Consider the following 15,967-nt stretch of genomic DNA (forward strand, 5'->3'; position numbering starts at 1 on the left):
TGTCCTAGGTGATGCCCCCGATCACGGATAGGTTGCTTTCCGGCATCACCAGTGCGCGGAGAGTGAGGTATGGCTGTGGCCCGTCGGACCGGGTGGAAACGACGACGTCCGATGATCGCGGTGCTCACCCTCGCTCTTGTCGCGAGTGTGTCCACGGCGGGTACCGCCACCAGCAGACCGCGCGATCTCCCGTTGGCCAAAGCTCTGCCGGTCCGCGCGTTGCCTGACTCGACTGCCGACAAGGTCTCCGAACTGTTCAGCACCAGCGGGCCGACGACCGCGTTCGTCGAGCTGGACCGTCGTCCCGCTGTGGACGTCTACAACGAACAGTCCAGCCGCGCCGGTGGCACCCAGGAACAGGCCGCGCAGGCGGCGCGTGCGGCCGTCGCCGACACCAACGCGACGGCCGAATCCCTGTCCACCGCCCTGCGGTCGCGGGACACGAGCGCCCAATTCCTGTTCACCACAGTGAACGCGGTCGCGGGGATGGTCGTCAGCGGTGAGGCCACGGCCATCCGCGGCCTGGCGGCGCGGGCGGACGTCCAGTCGATCCGGCCCGTCCTGGCCAAGACGCGCACCAACGCCAGTGCGGTCCAGGTCACCAAGACCTTGAACGTCTGGCAGAACACCGGCCGCCTCGGGGACAAGATCCGGATCGGCGTGATCGACGACGGTGTCGACTACACGCACGCCACGTTCGGCGGCCCGGGCACTCCCGAGTCGTACACCGCGATCGACCGGACCAAGGTCGATCCCAGCTACTTCCCGACCGCCAAGGTCGTCGGCGGTTACGACTTCGCCGGGGACCAGTACGACGCGTCCGGCAAGAACGGGTCGAAGACGCCTGCCCCTGACCCGAACCCGATTGCCTGCGGTGAGCACGGCACCCACGTCGGCGGGACGACCGCGGGGTATGGCGTGAACGCGGACGGCACCACGTTCCGCGGCGACTACGCCAAACTCACCCCGCAGGCTCTCGACGACATGCGGATCGGCCCCGGCACCGCGCCGATGGCGTCGATCTACGCCATCAAGGTCTTCGGCTGCTCCGGCGGCACCAACCTGACGGCGAAAGCACTCGACTGGGCGCTCGACCCCACCGGTGACGGCGACTTCTCCGACCACCTGGACGTCGTGAACTTGTCGCTGGGCAGCAACTACGGTGCGCCGGACGACCCGGACAGCCTGTTCGTCCGCAAGCTGGTCCGCAACGACGTGCTGCCCGTGATCGCGGGCGGCAACGGCGGGGACATCTACGACATCGGTGGCGCACCGGGCAACACGCCCGAGGCACTGACTGTCGCCAGCACACTCGACCCGTTCGTCATGCGTGACGCGGTGACGGTGACCGCGCCACCGGAAGCGGCCGCGGATGTCGGCGGGCAGTACGGATTGGCCTACACCGCATACGACAGCCTCGATCTGACCCAACCGGTCGTGCGGATGTCCAGCCAGGCCAACGCGGACGGCTGCGACCCGTTCGCCGAGGCGGACAAGACCGTTGTCGCGGGGAAGATCGTGTGGCTGGAATGGGATGACGCCGACAGCACTCGCCGCTGCGGCTCGGCGGCCCGGGCGACGAACGCCAAGAACGCCGGGGCGGCAGGGGTTCTGCTGCCGTCGGGGACGGACCAGTTCGCCGCGGGCATCGCGGGCGTCGACGGCATTCCGTCCTTCCAGTTGACCGCGACGGCGACGAAAGCAGTGCTGCCCGCTTTGCAGGCGGGCACGCTGACTGTCCGGATGCACGGTGCGAAGCGCGGCACGCTGAAGACCAAGTCGCCCGAGATCAACGACACGCCGAGCCGGTTCACCTCACGCGGGGTGCGCGGTCCCGCCGTGAAGCCGGACGTGGCCGCGCCGGGGGACACCATCGCGTCCGCACTGGCCACCAGCGGCAACCAGGTCCTGGTGATCAGCGGCACCTCGATGGCCACGCCGCACGTCGCCGGGATCGCCGCACTGGTCCGCGAGACCCGTCCGGACTGGACGCCGGAGGAGGTCAAGGCCGCGGTGATGAACACCGCGACCGAGGACGTGCGCACCGAGCCGAACGGGATCGTCCTCGCACCGCAGCGGACCGGCGCCGGCCGGGTGAACGCGCAGTCCGCTGTGGACACCGAAGTGCTCGCGATGGTCCAGGAGGCACCCGGTTCGGTGAGCGTGTCGTTCGGCGCGGTCGAGGTGCTCAACCCGGTCTCGGTCAGCCGAACGGTGAAACTGGTCAACAAGGGCAGCCAGCCGACCGAGTTCAAAGCCGCCTACCAGGACGTCACCACGATGCCGGGTGTTCGCTACGAGGTTTCCCCGTCGCAGGTGGCGCTCCCGGCGAACGGCACGGCCGCCGTGACTGTCACCCTGCGAGTCGACGACCCGCTCGCCCTGCGCCGGACGATCGACCCGACTGTCGCCAGGAAACAGCAGGACGTCGCCCGCCAGTTCGTCGCGGACGCCTCCGGAAGGATCGTGCTGACGTCGACCGCGGGCAAGGAACTCCGTGTTCCGGTGTACGCGGCGCCGAAGCCCGTCGCCAAGGTCAGCACCGAACCGGTGGTGAGCTTCGACAGCACGGACCAGGGGCTGCTGCCCATTCTGGGCAAGGGGCTCGACCAGGGCGAGGGCAGTGAGGCGTACCGCTCGCTGATCAGTGTGCTGGAACTGCAGGGCACGTCGCCGCAGCTGCCGTCGTGCCGCCGCGTCCGCGTCAAGAGTTGCACGGTCAACGACACCGCGAAGGGCGGCGACATCCGGTACGTGGGAGTCGCGTCCACCGCGCCGTGGGCGATCGAGCACGGCAAACCGGACACGGCGTATCTGGCCTTCGGCGTCGTCACGTGGGGCAACAGGTACAACTCGGGCGGGAACACGATCCCGTACGTCAAGATCGACAAGAACAACGACGGCACCATGGACTTCCAGTCGTACGTGACAAAGCTCACCGGTACCGATGTGTGGGTGGTGAACACAGTGGACTTGGCGAAACCGGACAGGCCGTCGGTGGCCCGTACCGCGTTCAACGGCCTTTTCGGCGACACGGACACGAACGCGTTCGACAGCGACGTGGCGCTGCTGCCGGTGCCGCTCAGAGTGCTGGGCGTCGACCTCGCCGCGGGATCGGCCCGATTCTCGTACTCCGTCGGGGTCGTCGGCTTCTACAGCCCGCCGGGTGAGGAGGCCGGTTTGATTGACAGCGTGGCCGGGATGTCGTTCGATCCGCTCAAGCCCGCGTTGCGGGCGACCGGGCAAGGCAAGGACGCGCTCGTGTTCGACGCCAAGGCGAACACCGTGCTGTCCATCAAGCGGGACAAGTCGGTCATGGCGACCGATCGGACGGAAGGGCTGCTGGTCCTCAACCACCACAATGCGAGCGGTGATCGTGCCGCGGTGGTGCGGGTTCCCGCGAGCTGAGATGGTCGTGATCCGAAAGGGGGACCCCGTAAGCGTGGTCGAGGTACGGATGACCGGGTGGGTGCGGGTAGCCTTCCCTGAACTGTGTGGCCCGAACGCTGGGCCTGTATCCACGGAGGTGTCTGCATGCGGCTCGCGGTGATCCCCGGTGACGGGATCGGGCCGGAAGTGATCGCCGAGGCCCTCAAGGTGCTCGGCGAGGTCGTTCCGAGTGCTGAGATCACCCGGTACGACCTTGGGGCCGCTCGATGGCACGCGACGGGGGAGTTGCTGCCGGAGTCGGTTCTCGGCGAACTCCGGGAACATGACGCGATACTGCTCGGCGCGGTGGGTGATCCTTCGGTGCCGAGCGGGATCCTGGAGCGCGGTCTGCTGCTGCGGCTGCGGTTCGAGCTCGACCACCACGTGAACCTCCGGCCGGCGAGGCTGTACCCGGGTGTGCGCAGCCCGATCGCCGATCCGGGTGACATCGACATGATCGTGGTCAGGGAAGGCACCGAAGGTCTGTACGCGGGCAACGGTGGCCTCCTGCGCAAGGACACGCCGCACGAGATCGCGACCGAGGTCAGCGTGAACACGTCTTTCGGCGTGGAGCGCGTGGTCCGCGACGCGTTCACTCGTGCGTCGGCCCGTCCGCGCAAGCACCTGACGCTCGTGCACAAGACCAACGTGCTCGCGCACGCGGGCTCCTTGTGGTCGCGGGTCGTCGAAGAGGTGTCGTTGCAGCACCCGGACGTGACGGTGGCCTACCAGCACGTGGACGCGACAACCATTCACATGGTGACGGACCCGGGCAGGTTCGACGTGATCGTCACCGACAACCTGTTCGGCGACATCCTCACGGACCTCGCCGCGGCGGTGACGGGCGGAATCGGCCTCGCGGCATCAGGGAACCTCGACATCACCCGCCGCAACCCGAGCATGTTCGAGCCGGTCCACGGCAGTGCCCCGGACATCGCGGGGCAGGGCATCGCGGACCCGACGGCGGCTGTGCTGTCGGTGGCGCTGCTGCTCGACCACCTCGGGGAGCGGGAAGCGGCACGCCGGATCGAGGCGTCGGTGGCGTTCGACCTGGCGACCCGTGATCACGCGTCGCCGGGCGGCACGTACGCCATCGGTGACCGGCTGGCGGCGCTCGTCTCGTCGAATTCACGGACGACCGCGTAGGTTTCAGCAGCTGAAGGCCGCCGTCACGATCCCGTGGCGGCGGCCTTTCGCTGTGCAAGAATTGCAGAATGCTGAGACCGTCTCAGGACGATCGGCGCAGGCTCGGGGCCGAGTTGCGTCACCTGCGGGATCAGGCCGGTCGCACGCTCGACGAGGTCGCGGCCCGGCTGGAGTGCTCGTCGGCCAAGGTCAGCAGGATCGAGACCGGGCAGGTGGCCGTCCGGCCCATCGACCTGCGCGAACTCCTCGACTACTACGACGTGTCCGGCGCGCAGCGGACGGTGTTGCTCGCGGTGGTTCGGCACGGCAAGCAGCGGTGGTGGCGTGACTACGCCGACGTGATCTACCCGGGCTACGACCTCTACGTCGGCTACGAGGACGAAGCGACCGAGATCCTCGAATACCAGCCACAGTGGATTCCCGGCCTGCTGCAGACCCACGCGTACGCCCAGGCGCTCGGGGAGGCCTTCGGCCGTCCGTCCGAGGTCGCGCGCCGGTGGGCTGATCTGCGGATGGCCAGGCAGGCGATCCTCGTCCGCGACACACCGCCGTCGCTGTCGGTCGTGCTCGACGATTCGGTCCTGCACAGGGTCGCCGCCGTGCCGCGGCTCGCGGCGGAGCAGTTGCGGCACCTGATGACCGTTGGGTCGAGCGTGCGGATCCAGGTCCTGCCCGCGTCCGTCGGGTTGCACGCGGGGCAGGCCGGTGGGTTCATCGCGTTGCGCTTCGCGGGCGCGGATGATGTGCCGGTCGCATATACGAACAACCTGACCGAAGGGCATCTGATCCGCGACGGTGTGAACGAGTACCTGTCGGTGTTCGACAAGCTTCGGCAGGACGCCCTGTCGCCGGAGGATTCGCTCGCCTTCGTCGAAGGGCTGCTCCCATGAAGTGGGAACTCGGGCCCGCTGGTTGGTATGGCGGCGGTGAGTGTGGTTTCATGCTCACCATGACCGCGTATGCCGTGATCATTATCGACCAGCGCACTGGGTAGCCGAGCTCCACCACCCAGTGCGCCGACCTCTCGCATCCTGCGGGAGGTTTTTTGTTGTTCCGGCACTGTCTCGAACCCACCACAGGAGAGTCCCGTGACCCGCAAGAGCCCGGCAGGCACGCCGCTCGGCGACGACTTCCACGTGTACGACACGACACTGCGGGACGGGGCCCAGCGCGAGGGAATCTCCTACTCGGCCGCGGACAAGCTGGTCGTCGCCCGGTTGCTGGACGAACTGGGCGTCGGGTTCATCGAAGGCGGCTGGCCAGGCGCTTTGCCGAAGGACACGGAGTTCTTCGCCCGCGCGGCCGAAGGGGAACTGGAGCTCAAGCACGCCGCGCTCGTCGCGTTCGGATCCACCCGCAAGGCAGGGACGACGGCGGCGCAGGATCCGCAGGTGAAAGCGCTGCTGGACTCGCAGGCGCCGGTCGTCACGCTGGTCGCCAAGTCCGACCGGCGGCACATCGAACTCGCGCTGAAGACCGATGTGGACGAAGCCTGCGAGATGGTCCGTGACACGGTGGCGTTCCTGACCGGCGAAGGGCGGCGGGTGTTCCTCGACGCGGAACACTTCTTCGACGGCTACGCCTTCGACCCGGACACGGCGTTGCGCGTGCTCACCGCCGGTGTGGACGGTGGCGCGGACGTGGTCGTGTTGTGTGACACCAATGGTGGCCAGTTGCCGCTGGGGCTGGCCGAGACCGTCAGGGAAGTGATCGCCCGGACCGGCTTCCGGGTGGGGATCCACTGCCAGGACGACACATCGTGCGCCGTCGCGAACACCATCGCGGCGGTCCAGGCGGGCGCCAGCCACGTGCAGTGCACCGCGAACGGATACGGCGAACGGGCGGGTAACGCCGATCTGTTCGCCGTAGTGGGAAACCTCGTGACCAAGCTCGCCATGCCGGTGCTACCCACCGAACGCGTGGCCGAGCTCACCCGGGTCTCCCATGCCCTTGCCGAGATCGCGAATCTCGCACCCGACACCCACCAGGCCTACGTCGGGTCGTCAGCGTTCGCCCACAAGGCGGGCCTGCACGCGAGCGCGATCAAAGTCGATCCGGAGCTGTACAACCACATCGATCCGGACGTCGTCGGCAACGACATGCGGGTACTGGTCACCGAGATGGCCGGTCGGGCCAGCCTGGAGCTCAAGGGACGTGAGCTCGGGGTTGACCTGGCCGGTCGGCCCGCCGCGCTGACAGGCGCGGTGCGGAAGGTGAAGGAGATGGAAGCACGGGGCTGGTCCTTCGAAGCCGCGGACGCGTCGCTGGAGCTGTTGCTGCGGGCGCAGGTGGCGGAAGCCGACCAGTCGCCAGTGGACACACCACCGTTCGTCCTGGAATCCTACCGGGTCATCCTGGACCACCACGTCGACGGGACAGTGGTGTCGGAGGCGACGGTGAAGGTGCACGTCAACGGCGAGCGCATGATCGCGACGGCGGAAGGAAACGGCCCGGTCCACGCACTGGACGCGGCGCTGCGGAAAGCGTTGCTGCCGCACCTGTCCTGGCTTGACCAGGTGGAGCTGGCGGACTACAAGGTCCGGATCATGACCGAACACCCGGGAACGGACGCGGTGACCCGGGTGCTGGTCGAGTCGACGGACGGTCAGCGCGAATGGACGACAGTGGGAGTGCACGGCAACATCGTGGAAGCCAGCTGGCTGGCGTTGTGCGATGCGTTGGTCCACAAAGCGCTGCGGGTCAGCACAACGGTGTCCTGACCCAACTGTGAAGGAGGCGTCGGGCCGAGCCACCGACCGGCCCGACGGCATCCTTGAGGACGGCGTCGCTGGGCAGATGTGCCTGCTCTACAGCCGACACGGCCCGCTCGGCGCTGTCGATGGTGGAAGAGCAAACGGCACGCAGGTAGTCGGGCACGGTGAGCTTGGGGTCGGTGCAGCCGACAAGCGGAGTCCCGACGGCGGCGACGAACGGAAAAACGGTGCCGGGAATCCCAATGGCGGCCTCGGCGCGTGCGGAGGCCTGGAGGGTGGGAACAGCGCTGATCTCGTAGCGCTCCCAGAGCTTGCGGTTCTCACGGGGGTGCAGGCCGACCAGGATCTTCTTCCCCGCAGCGGCAAGCTTCTCGGCGGCGGCCAGTAGCAGTTCGGTACCGGGCGCGGAGCTTCCCGTGCCGTCGGGGTGCGTGACGCTGGTGATGACGAGGACGAGGTCCTTCTCCGGTGCCCGCTTCGGCAGGTTGTCGGTCTGCGGGGAGCCGACGACCTTGACGGTTCGCTTGGTCCCGAAGTACTTGCCGAACGAACGCGCCTCAGCGGGGGAAGAGGCAGTCAGAATCCTCAGCCGGTGCCGGAACTCCCTGGCCCTCGCCGCCTCCACGGGCTGTAGGTAGGCGAGGGAACTCGCGATGACAGGCAGGCGACGGAAGTGCTTGGCACAGTCGGCAGGCCACGTCTCGGCCCCGTTGACAACCAGGAGGTCGGCTTGGGGAGCGTCGGCGAGAGTCGCCACGGGGACAGGATCGCCGGGCTTGACCTGTGAATAGTCAGGAACGAGTTGCGTGATCCGGATACCGAACCGCGCGGCTTCGGCCAGCAAGGGCTGGACGTGGTACGTGCCCCACGGTTCGTTGGTCGCGATCAGCACTCGCTTACGCCTGGTTGTCGTTGCGGCGGCCGTGCCGCTACCAAGTCCGAGGAACGTGGCAACGGCTCCGCCCAGTACAGCACGCCGTGAGGAGTCCATGATCGGACTCTAGGAGATGGACCAGGTCAGCGCGTGACGGTCGTGAGGGTCGTGAGGAAGGTCGCCCAGGCCGGGTGGTTGAAGGTGAGGATGGGGCCGGTGGCGTTCTTGGAGTCTCGAGCCGCAACCTGGTGAGGAGAGACGGACACCTCGACACATTCGCCGTTGTTGCCGCTGAAGCTGCTCTTCCTCCACCGCATGGCGCCTCCAGGATTCAGATCAGTCGATCAACCCCTTGATCAGGCTCAGCGACTTCGCGGGGGACAGAGCGACCGACTTGAGATTCTCGACTGCCATTTTATAGGTCCGGACATCGTCTGGATCCTGGATGTAGACGCCTCCATCGACCCGTTCGGCGTAGGCGATGGACTGCGCTTGGGGGAAATCCAGCACGACGAGGTGGCCGGTGTTCGCGGCATGCGGGCCATCCTCGGGCCGCACGACTTGAATGGTCACGTTGGGCCGCTTGGCCAAGGTCAACAAATGTTTGAGCTGGCCGCGCCGGGTTTCGGCATCCCCGACCGCCAATCGCAAGGCGCCTTCGGCTATGACTGCGTGCAAGTCCAACGGGTCATCGTCGTTGAGCCGCTTGGCTCGAGCCAAGCGGAACGACACGAACCGATCACTGTGGTCCTGCCGGACGAAGCCGGTGGCGCTGGTCACTGCCTCGGCGTAGGCGGCTGTTTGGAGCAGTCCCGGCAACTGGAGAGGACCGAACACGAACTCGCTCTCCGCCAAGCCCTCAAGGCCCACGAAGGTCCTGAACCAGTCCGGTACCACGTTCGACCAAGGTGCCACCCAGGATCTGCCGCCCGCCGTGCCCGCCAACGTGGACAGGCGGTCGACATCGTGGGGCGGGGCGCCATAGGTCAACATCAGCGTCGCGACATCCGCAGGCCACTGGATGTACTTGCTGGTCTCCATGTGGCCGAGCTTGGCGCGGCCGATACCGGACTTCGCGGCTGCTTCCTTGAGTGTCAGCCCCGCCTGCTTGCGGTAGTGCGCCAACTCGACTCCCACGAGCCAGCGCAATGCAGTGGGGTCATTCCTTGCCATGACTCAATTTTCCCGATGCCGGACCGGCTTGTCGTCACTCGATCCGGTCATTGCGGCGTATAGAACATCTAGCCTAACGTCCGGTAGATGAATCTGGCGGAAGAAGTACTGGAAGACCTTGCCGAGGCCGCGTATGAGTGCGCTCCACGCCTGTTCGCCATCTATGGCGTTCGCCACGACCGCCTCGGCGACGAATCCGACTACTTCGTCGCGTACGGCATGGAGCTGAGCGACCCGCCCCTTGCCGTCCTCACCTACACCGACGGCACCACCCACGTGTCCACCACCGCCGAGCGCGCCCTCCGCTCCCACCAGATCGGCGCCGAGGCACGCCTCGTCTGGCTCAGCTAGTGTTCTGCCGTGCGTATTGCTCGTATTGCTCACTCCGAGGGGTTCGCCTACGCCGCCCTCGGCGATGCCGACGGCCAGGAAATGGCGTTGGAGATCGCCGAGCAGCCGTTCGTGAAACCGACGTTCAGCGGCCGCAAGTGGCCGCTGGCCGACGTCCGCCTGCTCGCTCCCATCCTGCCGACCAAGGTCGTCTGCATCGGCAAGAACTACGCCGACCACGCGCGTGAGATGGGCGGGGAGCCACCGGCCGACCCTGTGATGTTCATCAAGCCGTCCACCAGCGTGATCGGCCCCAACGCCGCCATCAGGCTCCCGGCCGACTCGTCCCGTGTGGACTACGAGGCCGAGCTCGCCGTCGTGATCGGCCAGCCGTGCAAGGACGTGCCCGCCGAGAAGGCTTCGTCCGTCATCTTCGGCTACACCGTCGGCAACGACGTCACCGCCCGCGACCAGCAGAAGGCCGACGGGCAGTGGACGCGTGGCAAGGGCCACGACACGTTCTGCCCGCTCGGCCCGTGGGTCGAGACCCAGCTGGACGCGTCCGATCTGGCCATCCGCGCCGAACTCGACGGCGAGGTCAAACAGGACTCGCGCACTTCTCTTCTCCTGCACGACGTGCCGAAGCTCATCGAGTGGATCTCGAGGGTGATGACCCTGCTGCCCGGTGACGTCATCCTCACCGGGACACCGGCCGGTGTCGGCCCCATGACCGACGGCCAGAGCATCTCGGTCACCGTCGAGGGCATCGGAACGCTGACCAACCCCGTGGTGGCCAAGTAGGCCTTAACGCCTTGCGAAGTCCGGGGCGTGCTCCGGCCGGACCCCGATCGCCACCACGTACGCAGGCACCGCGCGCAACGGCGGGATCAGCCGGGTCACCATCGCCGGTCCCTTCGGGTACGTGCTCCGCTTGCCGGTCAGCACGGGTTCCAGGACCGCCTTGTGCAGAAGCCGCTGCAGGCCTTGGGCCACGACCATCGGCAGCCACCGGCGACGGCGGACCTTCGCCAGGTCCGCCGTCCGGACGCGGCCATGGCGCAGCGGCATCGCCAGGAGTTTCGCCGTCGCCGTCGCGTCCTGCACCGCGAGGTTGATACCGACTCCGCCGATCGGGGACATCGCGTGGGCGGCGTCACCTATACAGAGCAGGCCGTCGGTGTGCCACTGGTGCAATCGGTTCAACTTGACGTCCAGCATTTTCACGTCGTCCATGCTCTTAATGGCGTCGACCCGGTCGGCCAGCCACGGCACTGTCCGGCCGATCCGTTCCCTGAACGCCGCGAGACCTTCCGCGCGCAGCCGCGGATCAATCCCTTTTTGCGCCAGCAATGCCACCTGGTAAAAGCCTTCCCTGGTGATGGCGATCGCCATGTTCCCGTCGGCGAACCCCAGTCGGAGAGAGCTGGCCGTGCCGGATTCGTCCTCGTGTCGCGGCAGCCGGAACCACCACGCGTCCAACGGCACCGGGAATTCCTCCGGGACCAGACCGGCTTGTTCGCGAAGCAATGAAGTGCGGCCGTCACAGGCCACGGTGAGGTCGGCGTGCAGTTCTCCTTCCACGCCGTCGGCCGTGCGATAGCGCACCCCGATCACCTTCGAATCACGTTCGACCAGACCGGTGACCTCGGTGTTCATCCGCAGCGTGTACGTGGGCTCCGCCTGGCCCGCCTCGGCCAGCAGGTTGAGCAGGTCCCACTGCGGGACCATCGCTATGTAGTTGTACGGCTCACGCAGCTTGCCCGCGTCTCCGATCACGTACATCCCGTCGTCGCTGGGGAAGCCGATCGTCTGCAGCCTGGACTGCGGCAGACGGCGGAACTCCCGCCCGAGGCCCAGTTCGTCGATCAGCCTGATCGTCGACGCGTGCACGGTGTCGCCGCGGAAGTCGCGCAGGAAGTCGGCGTGCTTCTCCAGCACCGTCACCTCGATCCCCGCCCTCGCCAGCATCAGACCGAGGACCATCCCCGCCGGTCCGCCCCCAACGATCGCGCAGGTCGTGCGCTCCATCTCGAACCCTCCCGTTTTCAACGGTCGTTGAATACATCCAGCATGCTCCTGTCGGGCGGGAACGTCAAACGAGCTAGCCTCTCCTCTGTTATGAACACGACACCGCTCGCGGGCGTGAGAGTCCGCTTCTGCCCGTCCCCGACGGGGACCCCGCACGTCGGGCTGATCCGCACCGCCCTGTTCAACTGGGCCTTCGCCCGGCACCACGGCGGCGAACTGGTCTTCCGGATCGAGGACACGGATGCCTCACGGGATTCCGAGGAGAGCTACAACGCGATCATCGAGGCGTTGAACTGGCTCGGCATCGACTGGGACGAAGGGCCCGAGGTCGGCGGCGACCACGGCCCGTACCGGCAAAGCCAGCGCGGCGAGATCTACACCGACGTCGCCCGTCGCCTGCTGGAAGCGGGCGAGTTGTACGAGTCGTTCTCCACGCCGGAAGAAGTGGACGAGCGCCGCAAGGCAGCCGGGCAGGACACCAAGCTCGGCTACGACAACTTCGACAGGCACACCACCGACGAGCAGAAAGCGGCGTTCCGCGCGCAAGGCCGTGAACCGGTGCTGCGCCTGCGGATGCCCGACGACGACATCACGTTCGCCGACCACATCCGCGGCGAGGTGACGTTCAAGGCGGGCAGCGTGCCCGACCCCGTGCTGGTCAGGGCGAACGGCGCCCCGCTGTACACCCTGACCAACCCGGTCGACGACGCCATGATGCGCATCACGCACATCCTGCGCGGCGAGGACCTGCTCCCGTCGACCCCGCGGCAGATCGCGCTTTTCCAGGCGCTCAAGCGGATCGGCGTCGCCGAGTCCATTCCGGACTACGCGCACCTGCCCCTGGTCAGGGGCGAGGGCAACCGCAAGCTGTCCAAGCGGGATCCGGAGTCGAACCTCTTCACCTACCGGGACCGGGGTTTCCTGCCGGAAGGCATGCTGAACTACCTCGCGCTGCTCGGCTGGGCGATCGCCGAGGACCGGGACATCTTCAGCATGTCGGAGATGGTGCAGGCCTTCGACATCGGCAAGGTCAGCTCGAACCCCGCGCGCTTCGACCTGAAGAAGGCCGAGGCCATCAACGCGACGCATCTGCGCGCGTTGACGCAGGAAGACTTCGTGAACCGCACGTTGCCGTACCTCTCGGCCGCGAATCTGGTCGCGGAGAAGCCGACCGACGAGCAGGTGGCGCTGTTCACCGCGACCGCGCCGTTGATCCAGGAGCGGCTGGTCGTGCTGTCCGACGCGGTCGGCATGGTGCGGTTCCTGTTCCAATCCGAAGAGGACTTCGCGCCGGAGCCGGATTCCGCGGCGAAAGCACTGGGCGAGGACGCGAAACCGGTGCTGGACGCGGCACTGGCGGCACTCGAGCCGCTGGCCGACTGGACCACCCCGGCCATCGAGGACGCCTTGAAGGGCGCGCTGATCGACGGACTGGGTCTTAAGCCCCGCAAGGCGTTCGCCCCGGTGCGCGTCGCGGTGACCGGGCGGACGGTGTCCCCGCCGCTGTACGAGTCGATGGAGTTGCTCGGCAAGGAGCGCACCCTCACCCGCGTGAGGCATGCCCGTAACACCTGAGGGCTGTCGATCCGATACAGGCTGTTTGGCCCCCTTGGCAACAAGGGGGCTTAACCGTGTCAGTGACCGAGCAATTCACCTCGTCAGACGAATCGAAAACCAGGGGCAGACGCCTATCGTCTCTGGATGGCATCAGCGGTGGAGTTGCGGGCGGGACATGAAAGACTGGTGGGGAAACCACCGGAAATCTCGGCGGTCTGTCTTGACATCGACGACACCCTCGTGGATTTCACGTCGGCCGCGAGGTCCGCATTATTCACGCTGATCGGCCGGGACGACATGTGGCGGGCGTGGCAGCACACGACAGACGAGTACGTGGCGAGAGCGGTGGCGGGTGAACTCGACCCGACAACCATGCGTATGCAGCGAACCAAGGCATTCCTGACCGACATGGGCGTCCTGCTCGACGACGAGACCGTCCAAGTGCTGGAGGACCGCAGGCTGACCGAGATGAACAGCGGCTGGCAACTCTTCGCGGACGCGCTGCCCTGCCTCGACTGGATGCGGGCGGCGGGGCTGAAGCTGGCCGCTGTGACGAACGCCTCGGGCCCCGCCCAGCGGGACAAAATGGCGGGACTCGGCCTGACGCGCTTCTTCGACGCGGTCGTGATCGCGGGGGAAGTGGGCGTGGCGAAGCCGGAGCCGGAGATCTTCCACACCGCCTGCCAGGAACTTCACGTGAAGCCGGCCAGCGCGGTGCACGTCGGGGACAGGCTGGACCTCGACGCGATCGGGGCGAGGGACGCAGGCCTGCACGCCGTCTGGCTGAACAGGGAAGACGAGGGCGCCGACAGCCGGACCCCGGAGGACGTCCAGGTCATCGCGGACCTGACCGAGCTGCCGTCGTTGCTCGTCAGCGAGTACGTGACCCCGTCGACGGCGGTCCCGCAGCCCCGCGGCTGACCCCGGTTTTCAACCTGCGGCACCCATCGTCTACTATCTGTTCCGGCGCCACGGAGAGATCCGAGACGCCGGTGGGGTATGGTGTAATTGGCAGCACGACTGATTCTGGTTCAGTTAGTCTAGGTTCGAGTCCTGGTACCCCAGCGAGAGAGACCCAAGCAGCATCTGCTAAGCTTCTCTCAACAAAAGAAAACAGAAAGTTCCTGGCCCCGTCGTCTAGCGGCCTAGGACGCCGCCCTCTCAAGGCGGTAGCGCGGGTTCAAATCCCGTCGGGGCTACGTGGGTGGTGGGCCTTGGTCAGTTGCTTCGCAACTTTTCCAAGGCCCACTTCGCTTTTGTTTTGGGGGGCCGAGCCCCCCAAACCCCCCACGGTGCGTGCTCCTTCCGACCCAGCTTGGGCACTTTTTCTTTTTACCAGCTTCTTTTCTTTTAGCTTGGTACTTCAGGTTTTGGGTTTGGCGTCTGAGTGCTGGGGCACCCTCGGGTGGTGGGGTATGTCACATGACGTGGACAGGGTGAGGTCCGCCCACGGTAATCAGCCCCGGTGATAGTCCTACGGACCTCGCCTATCCCCGAAGCGCGTCAGCGCAGTCCCCGCCTTCGTGTCCCCTTCCTCCCGTATGGCCTGGGCGCAGCCCAACCATGGGTGTCAAGGGGTCCGCCTACGCGAAGCAACCCGGCTGGGAGTCATACGGATCCCCTTGACGCCCATGGTTGCCTTTGGCAGGCCATACGGGAGGAAGGGGGCGCGGCCCCCTCTCCTCTTGGTGGTCTGCCCGTCGGCGAGGCATTTCTGTTCAGTGTCTGCGGGCGAGGCGCTTCGTTCGGGCTTGTTGGTGAGGCGCTTCTGTGTGGGTGTCCGTCGGCGACGCACTTCCTTCGAGACAATTCACCCGCCAGCGACGCGTGGTTGCAGTGGCCTGGCGCCGACAAGGCGCCTGCCGTGACAGGCACTCTCCTGCGGCAGTTCACCCGTCGGCGAAGCGCTCATCTGCGGCCCATCCGTCAGTGGGGTGCTTCTGGTGACCGTTGATCCACTGTGGATGTCTTATGGGGACTTAGAGGCGGTTGTGGAGGGCGTCTGCTGCTGCCAGTAGGTCTGCTGCCCAGCGGGAGCCTGGTCGGCGGCCCATTCTGTCTATGGGGCCTGAGACCGAGACCGCTGCTACGACGTTTCCCGCTCCGTCTCGGACCGGGGCCGAGACGCTGGCCACTCCTGGTTCTCGCTCCGCCACGCTTTGGGCCCAGCCTCGGCGGCGGACTTCGAGGAGGGCTCGTTCTCCGAAGACCGCGTCGTTCAGGAGTGCTCGCTGGGTTCCCGGGTCCGCCCATGCCGCCAGGACCTTCGCGCCTGAGCCCGCCGTCATGGGGAGGCGGGCTCCGACTGGCACCGTGTCCCTCAGGCCTGATGGCGGTTCCGCCGAGCAGACGCAGATCCTGTGCATCCCGTCACGGCGGTAGAGCTGGACGCTCTCCCCGGTTATGTCCCTGAGGCGGGGCAGTACCGCGTTCGCCGCGTCCAGCAGGGGATCGGTCGCCCCGCCCGCCAGTTCCGAGAGCGCCGCCCCCGGGCGCCAGCGTCCGTCGGATCCCCGGCGCAGCAAGCGATGCACCTCAAGGCCTACCGCGAGCCGGTGCGCCGTCGCCCTGGGCAGTCCGGTCTTCGTGCAGAGTTCCGCCAGACCACAGGGTTCTTTGGCCACGGCTTGCAGCACCGCCATTGCCTTGTCCAGTACACCGATTCCGCTATGCTGTCCCACAGAACGATACTAGCTTCCCGATATCTGAGATGTCC

Annotated in this window: 13 protein-coding genes and 2 tRNA genes; 10 read left to right on the forward strand and 5 right to left on the reverse strand. The window is 66.9% G+C overall.

Annotated elements, in window-relative coordinates; genetic code table 11:
- Nucleotides 1–69 precede the first annotated feature (69 nt).
- The 4 genes from ALI144C_RS47260 to cimA all read left to right on the forward strand — a co-directional run bounded on the left by ALI144C_RS47260 (nucleotide 70) and on the right by cimA (nucleotide 7,295).
- Nucleotides 70–3,408 (forward strand): S8 family serine peptidase, encoded by a 3,339-nt coding sequence (locus ALI144C_RS47260; protein ID WP_076993862.1) that lies wholly within the window; start codon nucleotides 70–72, stop codon nucleotides 3,406–3,408.
- Between the two features lie 126 nt (nucleotides 3,409–3,534).
- A complete protein-coding gene (locus ALI144C_RS47265; protein WP_076993863.1) occupies nucleotides 3,535–4,575 on the forward strand; it encodes a 3-isopropylmalate dehydrogenase in 1,041 nt (346 codons plus the stop codon).
- Between the two features lie 68 nt (nucleotides 4,576–4,643).
- A complete protein-coding gene (locus tag ALI144C_RS47270) occupies nucleotides 4,644–5,465 on the forward strand; it encodes a helix-turn-helix domain-containing protein (RefSeq protein WP_076993864.1) in 822 nt (273 codons plus the stop codon).
- Nucleotides 5,466–5,663: 198 nt separating this feature from the next.
- A complete protein-coding gene (gene cimA, locus ALI144C_RS47275) occupies nucleotides 5,664–7,295 on the forward strand; it encodes a citramalate synthase (protein ID WP_076993865.1) in 1,632 nt (543 codons plus the stop codon).
- Here cimA and ALI144C_RS47280 read toward each other — a convergent pair.
- From ALI144C_RS47280 to ALI144C_RS47290, 3 genes are read right to left on the reverse strand one after another with little or no spacing between them, the layout of a single operon-like run.
- Nucleotides 7,276–8,280, reverse strand: coding sequence for a hypothetical protein (locus ALI144C_RS47280; RefSeq protein ID WP_076993866.1), 1,005 nt, complete (start codon nucleotides 8,278–8,280; stop codon nucleotides 7,276–7,278). The two genes, cimA and ALI144C_RS47280, sit on opposite strands and share 20 nt — an antisense overlap.
- A 26-nt stretch (nucleotides 8,281–8,306) precedes the next feature.
- Nucleotides 8,307–8,480 carry a DUF397 domain-containing protein gene (locus ALI144C_RS47285; RefSeq protein WP_076993867.1) on the reverse strand — a complete coding sequence of 58 codons (174 nt, stop codon included), beginning with the start codon at nucleotides 8,478–8,480 and terminating at the stop codon, nucleotides 8,307–8,309.
- 19 nt (nucleotides 8,481–8,499) lie between these two features.
- Nucleotides 8,500–9,288 (reverse strand): helix-turn-helix domain-containing protein, encoded by a 789-nt coding sequence (locus tag ALI144C_RS47290; protein ID WP_237774655.1) that lies wholly within the window; start codon nucleotides 9,286–9,288, stop codon nucleotides 8,500–8,502.
- A gap of 135 nt (nucleotides 9,289–9,423) precedes the next feature.
- Here ALI144C_RS47290 and ALI144C_RS47295 point away from each other — a divergent pair, with 135 nt between their 5' ends.
- Both ALI144C_RS47295 and ALI144C_RS47300 read left to right on the forward strand, forming a co-directional pair.
- Entirely contained in the window at nucleotides 9,424–9,687 is a 264-nt protein-coding gene (locus ALI144C_RS47295) for a hypothetical protein (protein ID WP_076993869.1), read from the forward strand.
- Nucleotides 9,688–9,696: 9 nt separating this feature from the next.
- A complete protein-coding gene (locus ALI144C_RS47300) occupies nucleotides 9,697–10,467 on the forward strand; it encodes a fumarylacetoacetate hydrolase family protein (RefSeq protein WP_076993870.1) in 771 nt (256 codons plus the stop codon).
- A gap of 3 nt (nucleotides 10,468–10,470) precedes the next feature.
- Here the strand turns inward: ALI144C_RS47300 and ALI144C_RS47305 are convergent, their stop codons facing one another.
- Nucleotides 10,471–11,694 (reverse strand): FAD-dependent oxidoreductase, encoded by a 1,224-nt coding sequence (locus ALI144C_RS47305; protein WP_076993871.1) that lies wholly within the window; start codon nucleotides 11,692–11,694, stop codon nucleotides 10,471–10,473.
- A 90-nt stretch (nucleotides 11,695–11,784) separates the two neighbouring features.
- Here ALI144C_RS47305 and gltX point away from each other — a divergent pair, with 90 nt between their 5' ends.
- From gltX to ALI144C_RS47325, 4 genes are all read left to right on the forward strand, one after another.
- Complete coding sequence (gltX, locus tag ALI144C_RS47310) at nucleotides 11,785–13,269, forward strand: glutamate--tRNA ligase (protein WP_076993872.1); 1,485 nt, start codon at nucleotides 11,785–11,787, stop codon at nucleotides 13,267–13,269.
- A gap of 126 nt (nucleotides 13,270–13,395) precedes the next feature.
- Nucleotides 13,396–14,172 (forward strand): HAD family hydrolase, encoded by a 777-nt coding sequence (locus ALI144C_RS47315; protein ID WP_083754023.1) that lies wholly within the window; start codon nucleotides 13,396–13,398, stop codon nucleotides 14,170–14,172.
- 72 nt (nucleotides 14,173–14,244) lie between these two features.
- Nucleotides 14,245–14,316: transfer RNA gene (locus tag ALI144C_RS47320), tRNA-Gln, on the forward strand.
- Nucleotides 14,317–14,377: 61 nt separating this feature from the next.
- Nucleotides 14,378–14,450 (forward strand) — tRNA-Glu (locus ALI144C_RS47325).
- 780 nt (nucleotides 14,451–15,230) lie between these two features.
- On the opposite strand, the gene ALI144C_RS47330 is transcribed toward ALI144C_RS47325, so the two are convergent.
- Nucleotides 15,231–15,932: an IclR family transcriptional regulator gene (locus tag ALI144C_RS47330; RefSeq protein ID WP_179950785.1), complete on the reverse strand. Its 702-nt coding sequence runs from the start codon at nucleotides 15,930–15,932 to the stop codon at nucleotides 15,231–15,233.
- Between the last annotated feature and the right edge of the window lie 35 nt (nucleotides 15,933–15,967).

This window comes from Actinosynnema sp. ALI-1.44 (genome assembly GCF_001984155.1).
Classification (GTDB): Bacteria; Actinomycetota; Actinomycetes; order Mycobacteriales; family Pseudonocardiaceae; genus Kibdelosporangium.

Excerpts from the sequence above, each read along its gene's own strand:
- gltX (WP_076993872.1), top strand. The coding sequence starts at position 11,785 with ATGAACACGACACCGCTCGCGGGCGTGAGAGTCCGCTTCTGCCCGTCC.
- ALI144C_RS47305 (WP_076993871.1), bottom strand. The coding sequence starts at position 11,694 with ATGGAGCGCACGACCTGCGCGATCGTTGGGGGCGGACCGGCGGGGATG.
- ALI144C_RS47260 (WP_076993862.1), top strand. The coding sequence starts at position 70 with ATGGCTGTGGCCCGTCGGACCGGGTGGAAACGACGACGTCCGATGATC.
- ALI144C_RS47265 (WP_076993863.1), top strand. The coding sequence starts at position 3,535 with ATGCGGCTCGCGGTGATCCCCGGTGACGGGATCGGGCCGGAAGTGATC.
- ALI144C_RS47270 (WP_076993864.1), top strand. The coding sequence starts at position 4,644 with ATGCTGAGACCGTCTCAGGACGATCGGCGCAGGCTCGGGGCCGAGTTG.
- ALI144C_RS47280 (WP_076993866.1), bottom strand. The coding sequence starts at position 8,280 with ATGGACTCCTCACGGCGTGCTGTACTGGGCGGAGCCGTTGCCACGTTC.
- ALI144C_RS47315 (WP_083754023.1), top strand. The coding sequence starts at position 13,396 with ATGGCATCAGCGGTGGAGTTGCGGGCGGGACATGAAAGACTGGTGGGG.
- ALI144C_RS47295 (WP_076993869.1), top strand. The coding sequence starts at position 9,424 with ATGAATCTGGCGGAAGAAGTACTGGAAGACCTTGCCGAGGCCGCGTAT.
- ALI144C_RS47285 (WP_076993867.1), bottom strand. The coding sequence starts at position 8,480 with ATGCGGTGGAGGAAGAGCAGCTTCAGCGGCAACAACGGCGAATGTGTC.